17 protein-coding genes are annotated in these 20,024 nt (G+C 68.3%); 10 read left to right on the top strand and 7 right to left on the bottom strand.

What is annotated here, in order from left to right:
• The first annotated feature begins 98 nt into the window (after nt 1-98).
• The 3 genes from ACJMK0_RS00150 (at nt 99) to ACJMK0_RS00140 (ending at nt 4,478) form a co-directional block, all read left to right on the top strand.
• Nucleotides 99-2,342 carry a TonB-dependent receptor gene (locus ACJMK0_RS00150; RefSeq protein WP_405234793.1) on the top strand — a complete coding sequence of 748 codons (2,244 nt, stop codon included), beginning with the start codon at nt 99-101 and terminating at the stop codon, nt 2,340-2,342.
• Between the two features lie 101 nt (nt 2,343-2,443).
• Nucleotides 2,444-3,394 (top strand): hypothetical protein, encoded by a 951-nt coding sequence (locus ACJMK0_RS00145; protein WP_405234792.1) that lies wholly within the window; start codon nt 2,444-2,446, stop codon nt 3,392-3,394.
• Complete coding sequence (locus tag ACJMK0_RS00140; RefSeq protein ID WP_405234791.1) at nt 3,351-4,478, top strand: endonuclease/exonuclease/phosphatase family protein; 1,128 nt, start codon at nt 3,351-3,353, stop codon at nt 4,476-4,478. Before ACJMK0_RS00145 ends, ACJMK0_RS00140 begins: the two co-directional genes overlap by 44 nt.
• A 324-nt stretch (nt 4,479-4,802) precedes the next feature.
• Here the strand turns inward: ACJMK0_RS00140 and ppa are convergent, their stop codons facing one another.
• Nucleotides 4,803-5,348: an inorganic diphosphatase gene (gene ppa, locus ACJMK0_RS00135; RefSeq protein ID WP_405234790.1), complete on the bottom strand. Its 546-nt coding sequence runs from the start codon at nt 5,346-5,348 to the stop codon at nt 4,803-4,805.
• A gap of 210 nt (nt 5,349-5,558) precedes the next feature.
• On the opposite strand from ppa, the gene ACJMK0_RS00130 reads away from it, so the two are divergent.
• From ACJMK0_RS00130 to ACJMK0_RS00120, 3 genes are all read left to right on the top strand, one after another.
• Nucleotides 5,559-7,193, top strand: coding sequence for a SulP family inorganic anion transporter (locus tag ACJMK0_RS00130; RefSeq protein ID WP_405237850.1), 1,635 nt, complete (start codon nt 5,559-5,561; stop codon nt 7,191-7,193).
• Between the two features lie 86 nt (nt 7,194-7,279).
• On the top strand, nt 7,280-8,140 hold the full coding sequence (locus ACJMK0_RS00125; RefSeq protein WP_405234789.1) for a 5'-nucleotidase, lipoprotein e(P4) family: 861 nt from the start codon (nt 7,280-7,282) through the stop codon (nt 8,138-8,140).
• 29 nt (nt 8,141-8,169) lie between these two features.
• A complete protein-coding gene (locus tag ACJMK0_RS00120; RefSeq protein WP_405234788.1) occupies nt 8,170-8,571 on the top strand; it encodes a cytidine deaminase in 402 nt (133 codons plus the stop codon).
• Here the strand turns inward: ACJMK0_RS00120 and ACJMK0_RS00115 are convergent.
• Genes ACJMK0_RS00115 through add form a run of 3 tightly spaced genes read right to left on the bottom strand, consistent with a single transcriptional unit; the run spans nt 8,557 to nt 12,184 of the window.
• A complete protein-coding gene (locus ACJMK0_RS00115; RefSeq protein ID WP_405234787.1) occupies nt 8,557-9,783 on the bottom strand; it encodes a NupC/NupG family nucleoside CNT transporter in 1,227 nt (408 codons plus the stop codon). The two genes, ACJMK0_RS00120 and ACJMK0_RS00115, sit on opposite strands and share 15 nt — an antisense overlap.
• Before the next feature lie 28 nt (nt 9,784-9,811).
• Complete coding sequence (gene deoA / locus ACJMK0_RS00110; protein WP_405234786.1) at nt 9,812-11,131, bottom strand: thymidine phosphorylase; 1,320 nt, start codon at nt 11,129-11,131, stop codon at nt 9,812-9,814.
• 36 nt (nt 11,132-11,167) lie between these two features.
• Nucleotides 11,168-12,184, bottom strand: a complete 1,017-nt coding sequence (gene add, locus ACJMK0_RS00105) for an adenosine deaminase (RefSeq protein ID WP_405234785.1) — start codon at nt 12,182-12,184, stop codon at nt 11,168-11,170.
• 81 nt (nt 12,185-12,265) lie between these two features.
• On the opposite strand from add, the gene ACJMK0_RS00100 reads away from it, so the two are divergent.
• Entirely contained in the window at nt 12,266-13,735 is a 1,470-nt protein-coding gene (locus tag ACJMK0_RS00100; protein ID WP_405234784.1) for an amidohydrolase family protein, read from the top strand.
• A 398-nt stretch (nt 13,736-14,133) separates the two neighbouring features.
• On the opposite strand, the gene ACJMK0_RS00095 is transcribed toward ACJMK0_RS00100, so the two are convergent.
• Genes ACJMK0_RS00095 through ACJMK0_RS00085 form a run of 3 tightly spaced genes read right to left on the bottom strand, consistent with a single transcriptional unit; the run spans nt 14,134 to nt 17,230 of the window.
• The gene (locus ACJMK0_RS00095) at nt 14,134-15,351 is read right to left on the bottom strand and encodes a phosphopentomutase (protein ID WP_405234783.1); all 1,218 of its coding nucleotides are present in this window, start codon (nt 15,349-15,351) and stop codon (nt 14,134-14,136) included.
• 46 nt (nt 15,352-15,397) lie between these two features.
• Nucleotides 15,398-16,624 (bottom strand): NupC/NupG family nucleoside CNT transporter, encoded by a 1,227-nt coding sequence (locus ACJMK0_RS00090; protein WP_405234782.1) that lies wholly within the window; start codon nt 16,622-16,624, stop codon nt 15,398-15,400.
• 18 nt (nt 16,625-16,642) lie between these two features.
• Nucleotides 16,643-17,230, bottom strand: coding sequence for a thymidine kinase (locus ACJMK0_RS00085; RefSeq protein ID WP_405234781.1), 588 nt, complete (start codon nt 17,228-17,230; stop codon nt 16,643-16,645).
• Between the two features lie 183 nt (nt 17,231-17,413).
• On the opposite strand from ACJMK0_RS00085, the gene upp reads away from it, so the two are divergent.
• From upp to ACJMK0_RS00070, 3 genes are all read left to right on the top strand, one after another.
• On the top strand, nt 17,414-18,034 hold the full coding sequence (gene upp / locus ACJMK0_RS00080) for a uracil phosphoribosyltransferase (RefSeq protein WP_405234780.1): 621 nt from the start codon (nt 17,414-17,416) through the stop codon (nt 18,032-18,034).
• Nucleotides 18,035-18,216: 182 nt separating this feature from the next.
• Complete coding sequence (locus ACJMK0_RS00075) at nt 18,217-19,155, top strand: hypothetical protein (protein ID WP_405234779.1); 939 nt, start codon at nt 18,217-18,219, stop codon at nt 19,153-19,155.
• Nucleotides 19,156-19,236: 81 nt separating this feature from the next.
• Nucleotides 19,237-19,974 carry a response regulator gene (locus tag ACJMK0_RS00070; protein ID WP_405234778.1) on the top strand — a complete coding sequence of 246 codons (738 nt, stop codon included), beginning with the start codon at nt 19,237-19,239 and terminating at the stop codon, nt 19,972-19,974.
• Nucleotides 19,975-20,024 lie beyond the last annotated feature (50 nt).

The raw sequence follows: 20,024 nt of genomic DNA, 5'->3' as shown, positions 1-20,024 counted from the left end.
GCAACATAACCGAAACTAAGGCTCCGTAAGCCTACCGTTCGGCGTCACAAATACGTAAGATTCGCCGTACCTACCCCCGCCCCTCCAAGGAGAAAAAGATGCGTGGCAGAAAACCGACAACCCTCGATGGCGCACGGCCGACTCGCCGGCTCTGCGCGCTGGCGCTCGCGAGCCTGATGGCGCTGCCCGCGCTGCCGGGTACGGCGCTGGCCCAGGACGACAGCGTCCTCGAGGAGATCGTGGTCACGGCGCAGCGCCGTGAAGAAAATCTGCAGGAGGTGCCGATCTCGGTTTCCACCCTGTCCGGCGCGCGGTTCGAGAACCTGTTCGACGCCGGCGAGGACATCCGCGCTCTGGCGACGCGGGTGCCCAGCCTGTACGCCGAGTCGTCCAACGGCCGGCTGGCACCGCGCTTCTACCTCCGCGGCCTCGGCAACACCGACTTCGACCTGGCGGCCTCCCAGTCCGTCTCCATCATCATGGACGAGGTGGTGCAGGAGAACGTGATCCTGAAGAGCTTCCCGCTGTTCGACGTCGAGCGCGTGGAAGTCCTGCGCGGGCCGCAGGGCACACTGTTCGGCCGCAACACGCCGGCCGGCATCATCAAGTTCGATACCCGCAAGCCCACCGACGAGGCCGAGGGTCGCGTCGACCTGTCCTACGGCCGCTACGGCTCCACCGTGGTGGATGCCGCCGTCGGCGGTCCGCTGGCGGACAATCTGTCGGTGCGCGCGTCCATGCTGTACATGAACCGCGACGACTGGATTTCGAACGCCTTCACCGAGCAAGACGACGTGATGGGCGGCTTCGAGGATCTCGCCTACCGGCTGCAGGCCCTGTGGCAGATCACGGACAACCTGAGCGCGCTCGCCAACGTGCACGGCCGCACGATGGACGGCACGGCCTCGGTGTTCCGCGCCAATATCCTGGGCCCGGGCAGCAACGACCTGAACGTCAATTTCGACCGCAACACCGTGTTCTTCGACGAGGGCAACAACAACCCGCAGGAAGCCGACGCGCTCGGCGGCTCGCTGAAGCTCGAGTGGGACGTGAGCGACACGATGACCGTGACCTCCATCACCGCCCACGAGACGGTGGAGAACCGCAGCCTGGGTGACATCGACGGCGGTTTCGGTGCCGCCTTCCTGCCGTTCCAGGGTCCCTGTCCTCCGGGCAGCGATCCGGCCACGGACGTGTGCATCCCGTTCCCGTCCCAGACCCAGGACGGCATCGATAACCTGGATCAGTTCACCCAGGAGATCCGGGTGGCCGCGGATGCGAGCGACCGGCTGTTCTGGCAGGCCGGCTTCTTCTACTTCGATTCGGAGTTCGCCGTCACGACCTTCCCGTTCTTCGTGCCGCCCACCACGGTCGCCCACGAGAACACCTCCTGGGCCGTGTTCGGGCACGTCAGCTACGACATCAGCGACGTCTGGAACATCACCGGCGGCGTGCGCTATACGGACGACGAGAAGGACCTGTTCTCGGCCGGCGTGACGCCGGTGAACGTCTCCGACGAGCAGGTGAGCTGGGACGTGAGCCTGAGCTACGCGTTGAGCAGCGACGTGAATCTGTACGGCCGGTTGGCCAGCGGCTTCCGCGCTCCCACCATCCAGGGCCGCGACATCGCCTTCGGTGCGCCGCCGTCTTCTGCCGACTCGGAGACCATCACCTCCATCGAGGGCGGCTTCAAGTCCACGCTGCTGGGCGACCGTCTGCGCCTGAATGCCGCGATCTACTACTACGAGATCGAGGACCAGCAGTTCTCGGCCATCGGCGGCGCCGGCAACCTCATCCAGCTGGTCAACGCCGACACCGGCACCGGCACCGGCATCGACGTGGATGCGGAGTGGCTCGCCACGGACAACCTTAGCTTCACCGCCGGCTTCAGCTGGAACGATACCGAGATCGACGACTCCGAGCTGCGGGTCGCGCCCTGCGGCTCCGGTCTGTGCACCGTGCTCGACCCGCTGGACGGCAACGGCAACGCCATCGTCGACGGCAACTCGTTCCCGCAGGCGCCGGAGACCATGCTGAACTTCACGGCCCGCTACACGATGCCGGTGGGCGACGATGCCGAGTTCTTCGCCTACACCGACTGGGCCTACCAGGGCGACACGAACTTCTTCCTGTACGAGTCCGCCGAGTTCTCCTCCGAGGACACCTTCGAGGGCGGCGTGAAGTTCGGTTACGGCAAGATCGATGGCTCCTGGGAGGTGGCGATCTTCGGCCGCAACATCACGGACGAGGAGAATGTGAAGGGCGGCATCGACTTCAACAACCTGACCGGCTTCGTGAACGAGCCGAGAATCTGGGGCGTGTCCTTCAGCGCCAATTTCTAGCGCCGACACCGTGCCGCCGCTCCGGCGGCGGCCGTCCCGAACTGCGAAGCCCGGCGCGAGCGCCGGGCTTCTTCTTTTCCGGCGGCCGGATTCCTGCGACTATGCCGCGCATGTTCCCCGCCGCCCGCCTCGTCACCTCCGGCCTCGTGCTCGCCGCGCTCGTCGCGGCCTGTACGCGCGAGACGCCGCCCGCGGCACCATCCGGCGCAGGCTACGTGCGCGCGGCCGTGGCCGGCACCCTGCAGTCGCCGGCCATCGTGGAGGCCAGCGGCCTCGCCCATTCCCGCCGCCGGCCGGACCTGCTGTGGGTCATCAACGACGGCGGGGAAGAGCCCTTGCTGCATGCGGTGACGCCGGACGGAGAGGCGCTGGGGGCCGTGCGCGTCGCCGGTGCCGAGAACCGGGACTGGGAAGACCTGGCCGCCTTCAGCCACGAGGGCTCGTCCTGGCTGCTCGTCGCCGACATCGGCGATAACGGCGGCATCCGGGATCACCTGACACTGTACGTCGTACCGGAACCGGATCCGGACGACCGCGAGGTGGCGACCGCCTGGACCGTCCGCTATACCTATCCCGACGGGCCCCACGACGCCGAGGCGGTGGCCGTGGACGGCGAGGCGGGACGGATCTACGTGCTGACCAAGCGGACCGAGCCCGCGGAGCTGCACACGCTGCCCCTGCGCCCGCCGGCATCGGCGGGCGTGCTGACCTCCACTCTCGTGACCGGCGTCGACAGCCTGCCGGGCCGGGAGGAGGCAGCGGGCCTGCTGGCCGCCGCCGTGCCCTATCACTGGCAGCCCACCGGCATGGACATCGCCGCCGACGGCAGTGCCGTCGTCATACTCACGTACGCCGACGTCTATTATTATCCGCGGCCGACGGCCGGGACGTGGGCCGATGCGCTGGCGCGCGAGCCGCTACCGCTGGGCATGCCGCTGGTCCCGATCGCCGAGGCCGTCGCCTTCGACGGACGCGGCCGCTCCCTGTTCATCACCGCGGAAGGAAGACATGCACCGCTGCTCAGATTCGACCCCGAACCGCAAGCCGACTGATTTCGGCATCCTGGCCCTCGCGGGCCTCGCGCTGCTGCTGTTGCAGGCCTGCGCCCGGCCCGCCGGCGAGGCGGACGCACCGGCCTCCGCGCCCGACTCCGCGCCACCGGCGGAGACCGTGACGCTGATGACCTTCAACGTCGAGAACCTGTTCGACGCCGAGGACGATCCGGGCAAGAACGACCGCACCTATCTGCCCATCGAGGCGAAGCGCAATCAGGGGCATCGGGCGGCCTGCGCGAAGATCGACAATCCCTACTGGCGCGAGCAGTGCCTCGACTGGGACTGGGACGAGACCGTGGTGGAGCGCAAGCTCGCCGCGGTGGCCGCCGCCATCCTGCAGGTGGACGACGGCAGGGGGCCGGATATCGTGGCGTTGCAGGAGGTGGAGAACATCCGCATCCTGGAGCGGCTGCGCACCGACTATCTGGAGGAGGCCGGTTATCGACCGGCCATCCTGATCGAGGGCGCGGACGATCGCGGCATCGACGTGGCCTTCCTGAGCCGGCTGGAGGCGGTCGGCGAGCCCGAGCTGCATGCGATCCCGTTCAGCGGTTTCCCGGAAGAGCGCATCGCCGATACCCGGGGCATCCTGGAAGCCACCTTCCGCCTGCCGGACGGCACGCTGCTGACCGGCTACTCGGCGCATTTCCCGGCGCCCTACCACCCCCACGAGATGCGCATCCAGGCGTATCGCTTCCTGACGGAACTGCGCGAGTCCCTGCCGCCCGGCCGCCCCGCGTTCGCTGCGGGGGACTTCAACACGCCCGCCGACGAGGACCGGGAGCAGGGCATGCTGGAGCGTTTCGTGCGACCCACCTGGGACGTGGCCCACGAGGCCGGCTGCCCCGGCTTCTGCCCGGGCACTCATTACTACTCCCGCGGGGAAAGCTGGTCTTTCCTGGACATGATCCTGTGGTCCGGCGGCGACGCCGGCTGGGCGCTGGTGCCCGACTCCGCACGGCTGGCGAACCGCACCCCGGCGCAGATGACGCGGGAAGGCCATCCGCGCCGATTCCGCATGCCGGAAGCGGAGGGCGTGAGCGACCACCTGCCGCTGGTAGTCGACATCGCGAAGCGCTGACGCCGTGTAGGAGGGCCTTCAGGCCCGATGTCGTTCTATCTGCGTTGGCCCATCATCGGGTGGGTAAGGGTCGCGGGGACGCTCAGTCGGACGTCCTGTCCTCCTTCGCTTCGGCCAGGCCTCCTTCCCGCCGTCCTGGCTCCAGTCGGCCCGGACGACCCCGCAACCCTTACCCACCCGCTGACGGACCCGTAGCCGATAGGCTCGGCACCAGTCAGCAGGCGCCACTGATCGGCAGATCCTCCCGGCCACCGCATGACGGCCATAATAGAAGGAATTGGGGCTGAAGCTCCTCCCACAGACGGGTCGGGCCTGAAGGCCCTCCTACGTGGTTGGGGGTGCGGGTTTCTTGGCGGCGTCGATGGCTTCCATGACCGTGCGGCGCGCGGACTCTGCGTTCTCCCAGCCGACCACCTTCACCCACTTGTCTTTTTCCAGCGCCTTGTACTCCTCGAAGAAGTGGCTAATGCGCTCGACCAGGATGCTCGGCAGGTCCGTGTACTCGTCCACCTCGTCGTAGAAGCGGGTCAGCCGCCGGGAGGGCACGGCCAGGATCTTCTCGTCCATGCCGGATTCGTCTTCCATCATCAGCACGCCCACCGGACGCGCGCCGAGGACGCAGCCGGGGATCAGCGGCCGGTTGCCCACGCACATGACGTCCACCGGGTCGCCGTCGTCGGACAGCGTGTGCGGAATGAACCCGTAGTTGCACGGGTAGTGCATGGCCGTGTAGAGGAAACGGTCGACGAAGAGGGCGGAGCTCGCCTTCTCCATCTCGTACTTGATGGGATCGCTGCCCCGCGGGACCTCGATGATGACGTTCACTTCGTGCGGCGGATCGACGCCGATGGGGATGTTGTCGATGTTCATGGCGATCTGACTCGCGAAGGTATATCGTGACCCGGGCACTCTAACGGACGCGCCGCCCGCCGGGTAGCCATCGGAGTGTAACTTGCCGGACAGCTCGATTTGACGCACGACCGTGACGGAGACCGGGATGGGGACGGTGATCATCGTTCACCGGCGTCCGGCGCGGGTGACGGTTCGCTGCTGAAGCTGTTCCTGCCCGCCGCGGGACCGATCCGGTCGGCCTTCGCCAGGCCCGGACAACTGCGCAACGACCTCTTCGGCGGTCTGACCGCCGCCGTCGTCGCGCTGCCGCTCGCCCTTGCCTTCGGTGTCGCGTCGGGCGCGGGGCCGATGGCCGGGCTCTACGGGGCGATCGCCACGGGCTTCTTCGCGGCACTCTTCGGCGGCGTCGGCGCCCAGATTTCCGGCCCGACAGGGCCGATGACCGTGGTGATGGCGGCGGTCGTCGCCAGTCATTCCCAGAATCTCGCCGAAGCCTTCACGATCGTCATGCTGGGCGGGATCATCCAGATGCTGTTCGGCATGCTGCGTGTCGGCCGTTACGTCGAGCACACGCCTTACTCGGTCATCTCCGGATTCATGACCGGTATCGGCGTCATCATCCTGATCATTCAGATTCCGCCGTTTCTCGGCATGCCCGCCTCGACGGAAGGCGTTGCCGGCACGTTGCGATCGCTCGCGGACTTGGGACTGTGGTCCGCCGATCTAGCCGCGCTGATCATTGCGCTGGCCTCGCTGTCGCTCCTCGTGCTCTGGCCGGCCCGCCTGGGCGCCTTGCTGCCGGCGCCTCTGGGGGTACTGGTCCTCGGCACGCTGGCAGCCGTCATCTTCGCGTCCGGCGTCCCGCGCATCGGGGAGATTCCGTCGGGCCTGCCGTCGCTCGTCCTGCCGACCGTGTCGGGCGAGGCGCTTCCCGAGGTCATCCAGGCCGCTTTCGTCCTCGCGCTGCTCGGTTCCATCGATACGCTGCTCACGGCGCTGGTAGCCGATTCCCTCGGCCGGACCCGGCACGACCCGGACAAGGAACTGGTCGGCCAGGGCATCGGTAACCTGGCCGCGGGACTGATCGGCGGGCTCCCCGGTGCCGGTGCCACGATGCGCACCGTCGTCAACCTGCGCGCGGGCGGTCGCACGCCGATCTCCGGCATGCTGCACGGCGTCGTACTGCTGGCATTCGCGCTGGGGCTCGGACCCCTCGTCGCGAAAGTGCCGCATGCCGTGCTTGCCGCCATCCTGATGAAAGTGGGATGGGACATTATCGACTGGGGTTATCTGCGCCGGCTCCGCCGGGCGCCGCGCGACAAGTTCCTGGTGATGCTGATCACCTTCATGCTGACGGTGTTCGTGGACCTGATCACGGCGGTCGCCGTCGGCATCATCATCGCGAGCTTCGTCACCTCCAGGCGGCTGGCGGCGGAGCAGATCAAGGGCCTGAGGCGCTCGGCCGATGCGGACGAGCTGGATCACCTGAGCGATGCCGAGAAGAGCCTGCTGCGGGAGGCCGACGGCGATGTCCTGGTGACGATCCTGACGGGCACGTTCTCCTACGCATCCGCCCGCGAACTGAGCCGGCGCGCGGGCCTGGTATCCGGTAATGCCCGCGTTGCCGTCTACGACTTCTCCCAGGCCGGCTATATCGATACCAGTGCCGCACTGGCCATCGAGGAGATGATCGAGCTGTCCCGTTCCGGCGGCCAGACGGTGCTGGTCAGCGGTCTGACCGGCGAGGCGATGCGGACGCTGGATGGCCTCCGCGCGCTGGAACGGGTGCCGGAGGCGCAGCGATTCGAGCATCGGCAGGACGCCATCGCCGCAGCGGTGTCCCTCTGCCGGGGTTCCGACTGAACCGTCGGCTGCCGCCGGCGCCGGTGTCGGTCCGGGAGCGACCGAGGCATAATCGTCCCTCACACAATCCCGAGGACAGCGCCGATATGATTTCCACGAGCCGCCCGTCACGCTTTGCCCTGCGCCGCCTGCACGTTGTACTCCTCGCCGCCGCGTTCGGCGTCACGACCGGCTGCGTCTCCGTGGAAGTGGAGGAGAAGAGCGAGCCGGCCGCGGAGATCGAGCGGCCCGAGCTGGCGGTGCGGTGGGTGACCGAGAGCGCGGAGTACCACGCGCTGAGCCGCCAGGTTTACCGGACGGCGGGCGCCACGCTCGACGCCGTGATCGCCGACGAGGACTGGTCGGCGCTGCCGTCGCATCCGGCGGATGCGTCTCTGCCGCCCGCCATCATCCTGGACGTGGACGAGACCGTGCTGGACAACTCCCCGTTCCAGATCCTGCTGGGCGACAAGCCGTTCAACCGCCAGGACTGGGACCAGTGGGTGGCCCGGGCGCAGGCGGACGCCGTGCCGGGCGTGGTGGCGTTCCTCGAGCAGGCCCGGCAGGCCGGCGTGGCGGTGTTCCTCGTCACCAACCGGGACTGCATGCGGCGGCCGGGCTCCGACGACCGTTGTCCGCAGGAGGACGATACCCTCGACAACCTGCGCCGGGTCGGGCTGCAGTTCGACGCGGAACACCTCATGCTGAGCAACGAGCGGCCGGAATGGACCGACGAGAAGAAGGTCCGCCGGGACTACGTGGCCCGGGGTCACCGGGTCATCATGCTGTTCGGCGACGATCTCGGCGACTTCCTCGACTGCGTCCGCTCCCGGGTGATCGCGCCCTGCGAACGCCCGGCCACGGCCGCCGAGCGCCTGCGCATGGTGCGCGCACACGACGGGTACTGGGGCCGGGGCTGGTTCGTCCTGCCGAACCCCATGTACGGCTCGTGGGCCTCGGCGCGCTAGTCGGTCGCGCCGACAGCGGAGGCCCGCCGATGACGGAATGGTCTGCACTGATGGACGGCGCGCTGGCCGTGCGCGAGCACGCCCACGCACCGTATTCCGGCTATCGGGTGGGTGCGGCCGTGATGGACGAGGCGGGCCGGATACACGCAGGCTGCAACGTGGAGAACGCGGCGTACCCGGAGGGCCTGTGCGCGGAGGCGGGCGCCATCGCCGCCATGGTCGCCGCGGGCGGGCGCCGCATCCGGGCCATTGCGGTGGCCGGCGGCCACGACACCCCCGGCGCCTGCACGCCCTGCGGCGGCTGCCGCCAGAAGATCCGGGAGTTCGCCGATGCCGCCACCCGCATCGTGCTGCTGGACGGCGCCGGCGCCACGGTGAGCTACGGCATCGACGACCTGCTGCCGTACTCCTTCCTGCTACAGACCGATTAGCACGCTCGCGAGCGCCGCGCTCATCAGGTTCGACAGCGAGCCCGCGGCCACGGCCCTGAGGCCGAAGCGGGCGATCAGGTCCCGCTTCTCCGGCACCAGGCTGCCGAGGCCGCCCAGCAGGATGGCGATGGACGAGAGATTGGCGAAGCCGCACAGCGAGAAGGTGATCACGGCCTGAGCGCGCGGGCTGAGGCCTTCCACCAGCTCCCGGTAGTGCAGGAAGGCGACGAACTCGTTCAGGATCAGCTTCTCGCCGAACAGCGCGCCGGCCACCCGGGCCTCTTCCCAGGGCACGCTCAGCAGGAACATCAGCGGCCCGAAGACCCAGCCGAGCATGTCCTGCAGCGTCAGCGCCTCGACGCCGGCGAGGCCGCCGAGCCAGCCGACGAAGCCGTTGAACATGGCGATCAGGGCCACGAAGGCGAGCAGCATGGCGGCGATGTTCACCGCCAGCTTCAGGCCGTCCTGGGCGCCGACGGCGGCGGCCATGATCACGTTCTCGTAATGGCTGGTGCCGGCCTCCACCTTCGGTGTCTCGCCGGGTTCCTCCCGCTCACCGGGCTCGTCCGGGATGATGAGCTTCGCCATCAGCAGGCCGCCGGGGGCGGCCATGAAGCTGGCCGCGAGCAGGTATTCGAGCTTCGCTCCCATGGAGGCGTAGGCGAACAGCACGGTACCGGCGACGGAGGCCAGCCCCGAGACCATGATGGCGAAGAACTGGGGCTCGGTCAGGCCGCGCAGATACGGCCGCACGACCAGCGGCGCCTCGGTCTGGCCGACGAAGATGTTGGCCGCGGCGTTGAGCGACTCCACCGACTGGGTGCCGATGATGCGCCGGAGTGCGCCGCCCACCAGCCGCACGACCCACTGCATGACGCCGACGTGATAGAGCACGGCCATCAGAGAGGCGAAGAAGATGATGATGGGCAGCACGTTGATGGCGAACGAGAGATTCTCGTAGTCGGTGGCGAGCTTGCCGAAGACCATGTCGATGCCGGCGCCGGAATAGCCGATGACCGTCCACACCCCGTTCGACAGCGACTGGATCAGCTGCTTGCCGAAAGGCAGGTACAGCACGAAGGCGGCCACGCCCGCCTGCAGTGCGAAGGCGGCGCCGACCACGCGCAGGTTGATCGCCCGCCGGTTGGTCGATAGCAGCACGGCGATGCCGAGGATAACGGCCATGCCGACGAAGCTGATCCAGATGCCCATCCGGTTCTCCTGTGTGTCGCCCGGGGATTCAGCCGGCGGGCAGCCGGCCGCGGATCACCGGCTGCGGCGCCGGCTCTGTGTCTTCTACGGTGCACGCGGCGCGCAGGTTGGCAACCGCGCGGTCGGCGTCTTCCTCGCTGGCGGCGTGGACTAATGCCAGCGGCGTCTCGTCCGGTCCCACCCACGTGCCCGTCGGCGCCACCGCCGCGAAGCCCACGGACAGATCCAGGGTGTCTTCCACCCGCCGGCGTCCGCCTCCCAGTTCGATGATGGCGTTGCCCACGGCCCGGGCGTCGACGGCGGCGAGATAGCCGTCCTGTTCGGCGCGGATCTCGCGCACGACCGGCGCGGCGGGCAGATAGTGTTCGCTGCGTTCGAGGAAGTCGGAAGGCCCGCCGAGGGCGGCCACCATGCCGGCGAACTTCTCGGCGGCATGGCCCGTGGTGACCGCCTCGTCGGCCATGGCGAGCGCCGCGTCCCGGTCGCCTGCCAGGCCGGTCAGGTGCAGCATCTCGGCGGACAGCGCGAGCACGACCTCGTCCAGGCGCGCCTCGCGCTCGCCGCCGGTGAGATAGGCCACGGACTCGGCCATCTCCAGGGCGTTGCCGGCGGTCAGGCCCAGGGTCTCGTTCATGTCCGTGATGAGCGCCCGTGTGGGCAGCCCCGCGCGCTCCGCCGTCGCGATGATGCTCTCGGCGAGCGCGTGCGCATCGTCCAGGTTTGCCATGAAGGCGCCGGTGCCCCACTTCACGTCCATCACCAGGCCCTGGTTCCCGGCCGCGATTTTCTTCGACAGGATCGAGGCGGTGATCAGCGGTATGGATTCCACCGTCGCGGTGATGTCGCGGATGGCGTAGAAGCGCCGGTCCGCCGGCGCCAGGTCCGCCGTCTGGCCGATGATGGCGCAGCCGACGTCGGCGACGACCTTGCGGAAGCGACCGAGGTCCGGCGTCGACTCGTAGCCCGGGATGCTGTCGATCTTGTCCAGCGTGCCGCCGCTGTGGCCGAGGCCGCGGCCGGAGATCATCGGCACGTAACCGCCGCAGGCGGCAACGATGGGGGCCAGCAGGAAGCTCACCTTGTCGCCGACACCGCCGGTGGAGTGCTTGTCTGCCACCGGGCCGCCGAGGGCCTCCGCATCCCATTCCAGCATGGTGCCGGAGGCGGCCATGCGGCTGGTGAGCTCCGCTGCCTCGTCGAACTCCATGCCGCGCAGGAAGACGGCCATGGCCAGCGCGGAGACCTGCTCGGCGGGGATGCTGCCGTCGGCGAGACCGGCGACGAAGAACGCGATCTCCTCGGCGGAGAGGCTGCCGCCGTCGCGTTTCCTGCGGATGACGTTGGTCATTAACATGATCAATCGGGATCGGGCCTGAAGGCCCTCCTACATGGCCTCCAACGGACGTGGCCAGACGCGGGCTTTTTCGGCTTCCGGGATGAAGCTCTTCGCCGCGGCCAGGTCGTTCAGGCGCTCGAACTCCGCGCGGGTGTAGTCCTGCTCTTCTGCCAGGATGCGGTATTCGTGGCAGAGGTCGATGCCGAACAAGCCCGGGTCGTCGGAGTTGATGGACACCGGCACCCCGGCCTCCATCAGCCGGCGGATGGGGTGTTCGGCGGTGGAGGGCACGGCGCTGGTGAGCCAGTTGCTGGTGGGGCAGACCTCCAGCAGCACGTCGCGCTCGATGACGAACTCCATCACGGCCGGCTCGCGGATGATGTGGATGCCGTGGCCGATGCGCTCGGCGCCCAGCACCTCGATGGCGTCGCGGACCTGCTGTGCGGCGTCCGGCGTGGGCTCCTCGCCGGCATGCGTGGTGAAGTGCAGGCCGGCAGCGCGGGCCTTCTCCACCAGCGGCAGGAAGCGCGCCTGGTTGCCGTCGTCGTGATCGGCCATGTCGAGTCCCACGAAGGTGTCGCGACACTCGACGATGAAGTCCGCCGTGTACGCCGCCCGCTCCTCGCTCAGTGTCTTCTGGATGATGCCGATGAGGCCGGTGGCCACCGGCAGGTCCCGGGCGCGCTCGAGGCCGGCGACAATCGCCCGGTGGATGCGCTCGAAATCGAGATGCGGGTGGGCGGCGGCGATGAAGTCCGGCGAGTAGCGCAGCTCGAAGATGCGGATGCCCTGGTCGGCGGCGTACTCCACCGCCTCACAGGCGAGCCGCTCGATGACCTCCTCGTTGGCCCACACCGACTGGATGTTGGCGAACGCGCGCAGCGCCGTCTCGAGGTCCTGCAGCGGTTCGGTGAGGAGCCATTCCCGGCGGAAGGTCGCCTCGTCGGCGGGCACGTCGCGGCCGAGTGCCGTGGCCACCTCGCGCAGGGTGCCGGGACGCACGCAGGCCTCCAGGTGGCAGTGCAGTTCCGCCTTCGGCAGGGCGGCGATCTCTTCCGGACTCATCCCGGCGGCCGCCTGTTATCATTTCGCGCACGCCGTGCGGCACCCCTGCACGCACCGTCCATGCACGACCCGGTAGAAACCATGACGAAACCCGATCGATACCCCGACATCCGACGCTCCCTCGCATTGTTGTTGCTGGCGGCGCTGGCCGCCGCCGGTTGCAGCCCGGAAGCGCCGGCAGAGCGTAGCACATCGGCCGACGAGGATCGGACCCCGGTGGACCTGATCGTGGCCGGCGACTACGTCGTGGCCATGGACGACGACTGGACGCTCATCGAGGACGGCGCCGTCGTCGTCGACGACGGGCGCATCGTCGCCGTGGACACCGCCGAGGCGGTGGACGCGGCCTACGCGGCCGCCGAGCGCATCGCCGGCGACAACCGGGTGGTGATGCCCGGGCTCATCAACGGCCACACCCACGCGGCCATGAGCCTGCTGCGGGGCATCGCCGACGACTACGCTTTGATGGACTGGCTGAACAACTACATCTTCCCCGCCGAGGTCGCCTTCGTCGATGCCGAGTTCGTGCGCATCGGCACCGAGCTCGCCTGCTGGGAGATGATCCGCGGCGGCACCACCATGTTCGTCGACATGTACTACTACCCGGACACCATCGCGGAGGTGGTCGAGTCCTGCGGGCTGCGGGCCATGGTGACCACCGCCGTGCTCGACCAGAGGACGCCGGATGCGGAGGGCGCGGGCGACGCGCTGGCGAAAGGGATCGAGTACATCAAGCGCTGGCAGGGACGCTCCGAGCGCATCATCCCGGCGTTCGGTCCCCACTCGAACTACACCCTGAAGCCGGAGCATCTCGCGGCGGTCCGCGACGCGGCCCAGCAACTCGGCGTGCCGATGAGCATCCACCTGTCCGAGTCGCCGTTCGAGGTGGAGATGACCCGCGAGAACTACGGCACCACTACCATCACCATGCTGGAGGAGATGGACTTCTTCGCCGTGAAGACCATCGGCGCCCACGTCGTGTGGCCGCAGCCGGAGGAGATCCCGGTGCTGGTTGAGCGCAGAGTCGGCGCCATCCACAACCCGACCTCCAACATGAAGACCGCCGCCGGCGTGTCGCCGGTGACGGAGATGCTCGCCGCCGGCGTGCTGATGGGCCTCGGCACCGACGGCGCCGCCAGCAACAACGACCTGGACATGTGGGAGGAGATGCGTCTCGCGGCCTTCCTGCAGAAGGTGGAGGAGATGGACCCGCAGGCGCTGCCTGCCGAAGCGGTGCTGCGCATGGCCACCTCCGGCGGCGCGGAGGCCATCGGCCTGGGCGAGGAGATCGGCAGCCTGGAGCCGGGCAAGCGCGCCGACATCATCCAGGTCTCCTTCGACGACGTGCACTTCGTGCCCACCTACGACGTCACCTCCCACCTGGTCTACGTGGCCGACGAGCAGGACGTGGTCACCACCATCGTCGAAGGGAAAGTGCTGATGCGCGACGGCGAGATCCTGACCATCGACACGGAGCGCGTGGCCAGGGAGGCGGACGCGCTGGCGGCGAAGATCACCGCCGGCCTGGCGGAGCGCCAGCAAAACCGGTAGGAGGGCCTTCAGGCCCGATTTCTTCCGCCCCGATCCGCTTCTTCTATCGGCGCTGGCCCGCCATCGACTGGGGCGGGCTCCGGGGGACGCTCAGTCGGACGTCCTGTCCTCCTTCGCTTCGGCCGGGCCTCCTTCCCGCCGTCCTGGCTCCAGTCGGTCCGGACGACCCCCGCAGTCCGCCCCAGCCGCTGACGGGCCCGTAGCCGACAGGAATGGCACGAGTCAGCAGGCCCCGCTGACTGGCAGCCCCTTCACGCCACTGGGAGCCCGGCCGTCATGCGGGGGTATCCATCGCCGCGACCTTTTGTCGGGAGCAAGATGGATACCCCCGCAGGGCGGCCAAAAAAGAAGGTGAGCCGGGTGGAAAGAAGTCGGGCCTGAAGGCCCTCCTACGTGGGTTACGGCAGGAAGCTCTCGCCGTAGTCCATCGGCTCCAGCTCGAGGTAAGCTGCCAGCGTCTGGCCGATGTCGGCGAACGTGGCGCGCTCGCCGATCGACCCCGCCGGCAGACCGGCCCCGGTCGCCAGTACCGGGATGTGCTCGCGGGTGTGGTCCGAGCCGGGCCAGGTGGGGTCGCAGCCGTGATCGGCGCAGAGGAGCACCAGGTCGTCAGTGTCCAGGGCCTCCAGCAGCTCCGGCAGCCGGGCATCGAAGGCCTCCAGCGCGGCGGCGTAGCCGAGGGCGTTGCGACGGTGGCCGTAGACCATGTCGAAATCCACGAAGTTGGTGAAGACGATGCTGCGCTCGGGCGCCGTGGCAACCGCCTCCAGTGTGGCGTCGAACAGCGCGTCGTTGCCGCTGGCCTTCACCTTCCGGGTGATGCCCTGGTGGGCGAAGATGTCGGCGATCTTGCCGACGCTCACCACCTCGCCGCCGGCGTCCACGAGCTTGTCCAGCACCGTGGGCGCGTGGGGCGGCGTCGTGTAGTCGCGCCGGTTGCCGGTGCGCTGAAAGGTCTCCGGGTTGTCGCCGACGAAGGGCCGGGCGATGACCCGGCCGATGCGGTACTCGTCCACCAGTTCCCGTGCGATCTCCGAGAGTTCCAGCAGGCGCTCGAGCCCGAAGGACTCCTCGTGGGCTGCGATCTGGAAAACGCTGTCGGCCGAGGTGTAGACGATGGGCTTGCCGGTGTCCATGTGCTCCTCGCCGAGCCGCGCGATGATCTCCGTGCCGGAGGCGTGGCAGTTGCCCAGCACGCCGGGCAGGTCGCCGCGCCGGATCAGGGCGTCCAGCAGCTCCGGCGGAAAGGTGTTCTCCCGCGCAGTGAAATAGCCCCAGTCGAACAGCACGGGGACGCCGGCGATCTCCCAGTGGCCGCTGGGCGTGTCCTTGCCGCTGGAGAGTTCCTTCGCGTAACCCCAGGCGCCATCAGTCGAGGCCGGCAGCTCGCAGCCGGCCGGCACGGCGCCGGTGCTCGCCTCGGCCGCATGCATCAGTCCCAGCCGGGCGAGGTTCGGCAGGGCCAGCGGCCCGCTGCGCTCGCCGGCTTCGGCCGCCGCCACGCACGCCCGTGCGATGCTGCCCAGCGTGTCCGCGCCGGTGTCGCCGTAGCGCTCCGCGTCGTCGGTGGCGCCGATGCCGAAGGAGTCCAGTACCAGGATGATTGCGCGTCTCATGATTCTTCCGTGGCGATGCCTCGATGCCCTGGTGCCCCGATAGCCCTCAGGCACCCAGTGAGTAGAACAGCCCGGCCAGCACCGCGCTCATCATGTTGGCCAGCGTCGCGGTCAGCACGGCCTTCAGGCCGAAGCGCGCGATGTCGTGCTGCCGGGCGGGGACAATACTGCCGAGCCCGCCGAGCAGGATAGCGATGGAGGTCAGGTTCGCAAAGCCGCACAGCGCGAAGGTGACCACCGTCTGCGCGTGGGTGGAGAGCTCGTCCTTGATCTGCACGAAGTTCGCGTAGGCATAGAACTCGTTGATGACGAGCTTCTGGCCGATCAGGCTGCCCGCCGCCGGCGCCTCGGTCCAGGGGATGCCGAGCAGGAACGCGAGCGGGGCGAACAGCCAGCCGAGGATCTGCTGCAGGGTCAGGCCCTCGTAGCCGGCCAGCCCCGCGACGCCCCCGATCAGCCCGTTCAGCAGCGCGATCATCGCCACGAAGGCGAGCAGCATGGCGCCGACGTTCAGCGCCAGCTTCAGGCCGAGCAACGCGCCGTTGCCGATGGCCTCGAAGACGTTGACCGGCTTCTCGTCCTCCTCCACCGGGCCCACCGCGATCTCCGCCTCCCGCGCGTGGGCCTCGGGCATGACGATCTTGGCCATGGCGAGGCCGCCCGGCGCCGCCATGAAGCTCGCCGTGATCAGGTAGTTCAGATCCACCCCCATGGAGGCGTAGGCGGCCATGACGGCGCCGGCGATGGTGGCGCAGCCGCCGGTCATCACGGCGAACAGCTCCGAGCGCGTCATGCCCGCGAGATAGGGTTTCACCACCAGCGGCGCCTCCGTGTGGCCCACGAAGATGTTGGAGACCGCCGACATGGACTCCGTCCGCGTGGTGCCGAGCAGGCGCTGCAGCCAGCCGCCGAGCACGGATACCACACGCTGCATGATGCCCAGGTAATACAGCAGCGACATCAGCGCCGAGAAAAACACGATGACGGGCAGTACGTTGACTGCGATGGTGAAGCCGAGGCTCTCGGTGGTGCGGGTGCCGAAGACGAACTCGATACCCTCGTTGCCGTAATTGATAACGTTCTGCACGCCGCGGACCAGCCCGGCGAGTGCGCCGCGGCCAGGCGGGAAGTAGATCACCAGCGCGGCGATGGCCACCTGCAGGCCCAGCGCGATGCCGACGGTGCGCAGCCTGATGCGCCGCCGGTCCTCCGACATCAGGACGGCGAGCACGAGCAGGGTGGCGATGCCGGCGAGGGCGGTGAGGAGCTGCATGGCGGGAGCGGCGCCGGCTCAGTCGCCGCCGGCGTAGAAGCGTTCCTTGAAGTGCCGGCGGCACATCGAGACGTAGCGGTCGTTGCCGCCGATCTCCACCTGGGAGCCCACGGTGACCGCGCGACCCTCGCCGTCCAGGCGGATGACCATCGTGGCCTTGCTGCCGCAATGGCAGATGGCCTTGATCTCCTTCAGGTTGTCGGCCCACGCCAGCAGATACTTGCTGCCCTCGAACGGCTCGCCCTGGAAGTCCGTCCTGAGCCCGTAGGCGAGCACCGGGATGCCCAGCCGGTCCGTGACCTCGCTCAGCTCGAAGACCTGCTGCCGGGTGAGGAACTGGGCCTCGTCGATCAGCACGCAGTGCAGGGGCCGCTCGCCGTGTTCGCGCTCGACCGTGGCGAACAGGTCGTCGTCCGTGCGGAAGGTGAGGGCGTCGGTCTCGAGGCCGATGCGCGAGGTGACGCGGCCCACCCCGTAGCGGTCGTCGAGTTCCGGCGCCAGCACGAGCGTGTGCATGCCCCGCTCCCGATAGTTGTAGCTGGACTGCAGCAGCGAGGTCGATTTGCCGGCGTTCATCGACGAATAATAGAAATAGAGCTTGGCCATGTCAGCGGGGCTTGCGGTGAGAGGCCGCCAGTTTACCGGCATATCCGGTCAGCCAGAAATCGCCCGCCGGAAATCGATGTGCGCCGCTGCCGGGTGGCGGCCGGCGGAGGCGGTATAATCCCCGCCGACCCCGAAGCACCTTTCCGAGCGGCCATTCCGCGCAACCAACGACGAGGCCTGCCCATGTACGTCGAAGTGGATCATCCCTGCATCCAGCACAAGCTCGCCCTGATCCGGAACAAGGACACCGGGCACAAGAAGTTCCGCGAACTCACCAACGAGATCACGATGTTCCTCTGTTACGAGGCGCTGAAGCAGGTGCAGGTCGAGGAGGTCGAAGTGGAGACGCCCGTGGCCCCGGCCGCCTGCAAGCGCATCGCCAACGATATCGTGGTGGTGCCGGTGCTGCGGGCGGGCGTCGGCATGCTGGAGGGCATCCTGGACCTGGTGCCCATCGCCAAGGTGGGCTTCGTGGGCATGCAGCGCGACGAGGAGACGGCGACGCCGGTGGAGTACTACCAGAAGCTGCCCACCTTCCACAAAGACGCGCTGTACATCGTGGTGGACCCCATGCTGGCCACCGGCGGCTCCACCATCGCCACGCTGGATCTGCTGAAGGCGGGCGGCGTGGAGAAGATCATCGTGATCTGCATGGTCACCTGCCCGGAGGGGATTGCGGCTGTCGGGAAGACCCATCCGGACGTGCAGATCTACACGGCCGCGGTCGACGATCACCTGAACGAGAAGAAATACATCGTCCCCGGCCTGGGCGATGCGGGCGACCGGCTGTACGGTACGATCTGACCGGTCCGCCGTCCCGCCGCGACCGCGTACGACGCGGGCAGCGGGTACAACGGGTACAAATCGGCAACAATCCGGCGCAATCGCGAAATAGTCCCGATACCTCGACTCCCTAATGTGCCGTCCATGGGCGGCCGCCGTCCTGGCGCCCGCCACGGACAGACGACAAGCAAGGGAGACGGGAAATGCAGATCGCAGAACAGAATTACGTGACCGATACGGGCCGCTACGCGCGGTGCGTGGATATCTCCAGGCGGGTGCGCTGGGACATCGACGACGACGTCATCCGCGGACGGAGCTTCGATTACTCGCAGAAGTTCCTGCCGGACGGCCTCTCGCTGGTGGACCGCATGGAGAGCCTGAGCGGCAACGAGAAGCGGCTGATCAGCCAGATCCAGGGCCGTTCCTACGCCAACATCTTCGGCCTGGTCGAGCGCTTCATCAACGCCAAGATCCTCGAGGTGAGCCGCGACCACTGGCTCGGCGACCAGACCGCCCTCGAGGCCCTGATCCGCTTCAGCGACGAGGAGCTGAAGCACCAGGAGCTGTTCCGCCGCATCGAGGGCATGGTGGCCGACGGCATGCCCGAGGGCTACCGCTTCCTGCCGGACCCGAACGACGTGGCGGCGGCCGTGCTCTCCAAGAGCACCTGGGCGGTACTCGGGCTCACCTGCCACATCGAGCTCTTCACCCAGGCCCACTACCGGCAGAGCATCCGGCCGGATGCGGAGCTCTCGGAGCTGTACAAGGACGTGTTCCTGTACCACTGGAAGGAAGAGTCCCAGCACGCGGTACTGGACGAGCTGGAGTGGGCCCGCGAGGACGCGAAGCTCTCCGACGCCGAGCGCGACCGGGCGGTGGACGACCTGATCGAGCTGGTGGGCGCCGTGGACGGCATCCTGCAGCTCCAGTCCGCGGCCGACACGGCCTATTTCGTGTCGATCTGCGGGCGGCAGGTCGGCGAGACCGAGTACGGCAACCTGGAAGAAGCGATGCTCGCGGCCTATCGCTGGCAGTACATCGTCTCCGGGGTCCAGGAGCCGCGTTTCCAGACGGTGCTGGGTAATCTGGTCAGCGACGAGCAGATGGCGCGGATCACGGAGGCGCTCGCTCCGCTCATGTGAGCGGCGGCGCCAGCTAACCGGCCGGCACGGGCGGTGCTATCATCGCCCGTGTTGGCTGTTTGTCTTGCCGGGGGGACGGGCATGGAACGGTCGCATCGAATCATGGTCGTCGACGACGATCCCGACGTACGCGGGATGCTGCAGGACTTCCTCGAGCTGCATCATTTCGAGGTCAGGATGGCGCGGTCTGCGGACGAGGCTCGGGAGCTGCTCGCGGGCTTCGCGCCGGATCTCATCCTGCTGGATATCGGGCTGCCCGGCGAAGACGGCCTCAGCCTGGCCCGCTATGTCCGCGAGCATCACGATGTGGCGATCATCATCGTCTCCGGGGCGGACGATACCCTGGACCGGATCATCGGGCTCGAGGTGGGCGCCGACGACTACCTCACCAAACCCTTCGATACACGCGAGCTCCTGGCCCGCGTGAAGAGCGTGCTGCGCCGTTACCGGCGTAGTGCCGACACGGCCGCCGCGGCCGGCGAGTCCGCCGGGCGGGCCGCCGCCGCGGGAGAACTCATACCGGTGGGCCGCTACCGGCTCGACTGCACGGCGGAGGTGCTGCTGGACGAGGCCGGCGAGGAAGTGGCGCTGACGCGCATGGAGTACGAACTCCTGCACGTGCTGGCGGAACGCCCGAATCGCCCGCTGTCCCGTGACCGGATACTGAATCTGACCCAGAACCGGGACTGGGACCCCTACGACCGCAGCGTCGACATCCGCGTGGCGCGCCTGCGCCAGAAGGTGGAGGAAGACCCGGCCAATCCGCGGCTGATACGCACCGTGCGAGGCGTGGGCTACAAGTTCGTGCCGGCCTCCTGACAGGGGCGCGTGGCCGAGGCGTGCCGCGATTGTTTCGGTTCCGTATCAAT

It is taken from the genome of Lentisalinibacter orientalis, from assembly GCF_040706535.1.
Lineage (GTDB): Bacteria > Pseudomonadota > Gammaproteobacteria > Steroidobacterales > Woeseiaceae > Lentisalinibacter > Lentisalinibacter orientalis.
This window is presented reverse-complemented; position numbering and strand designations above follow the sequence as displayed.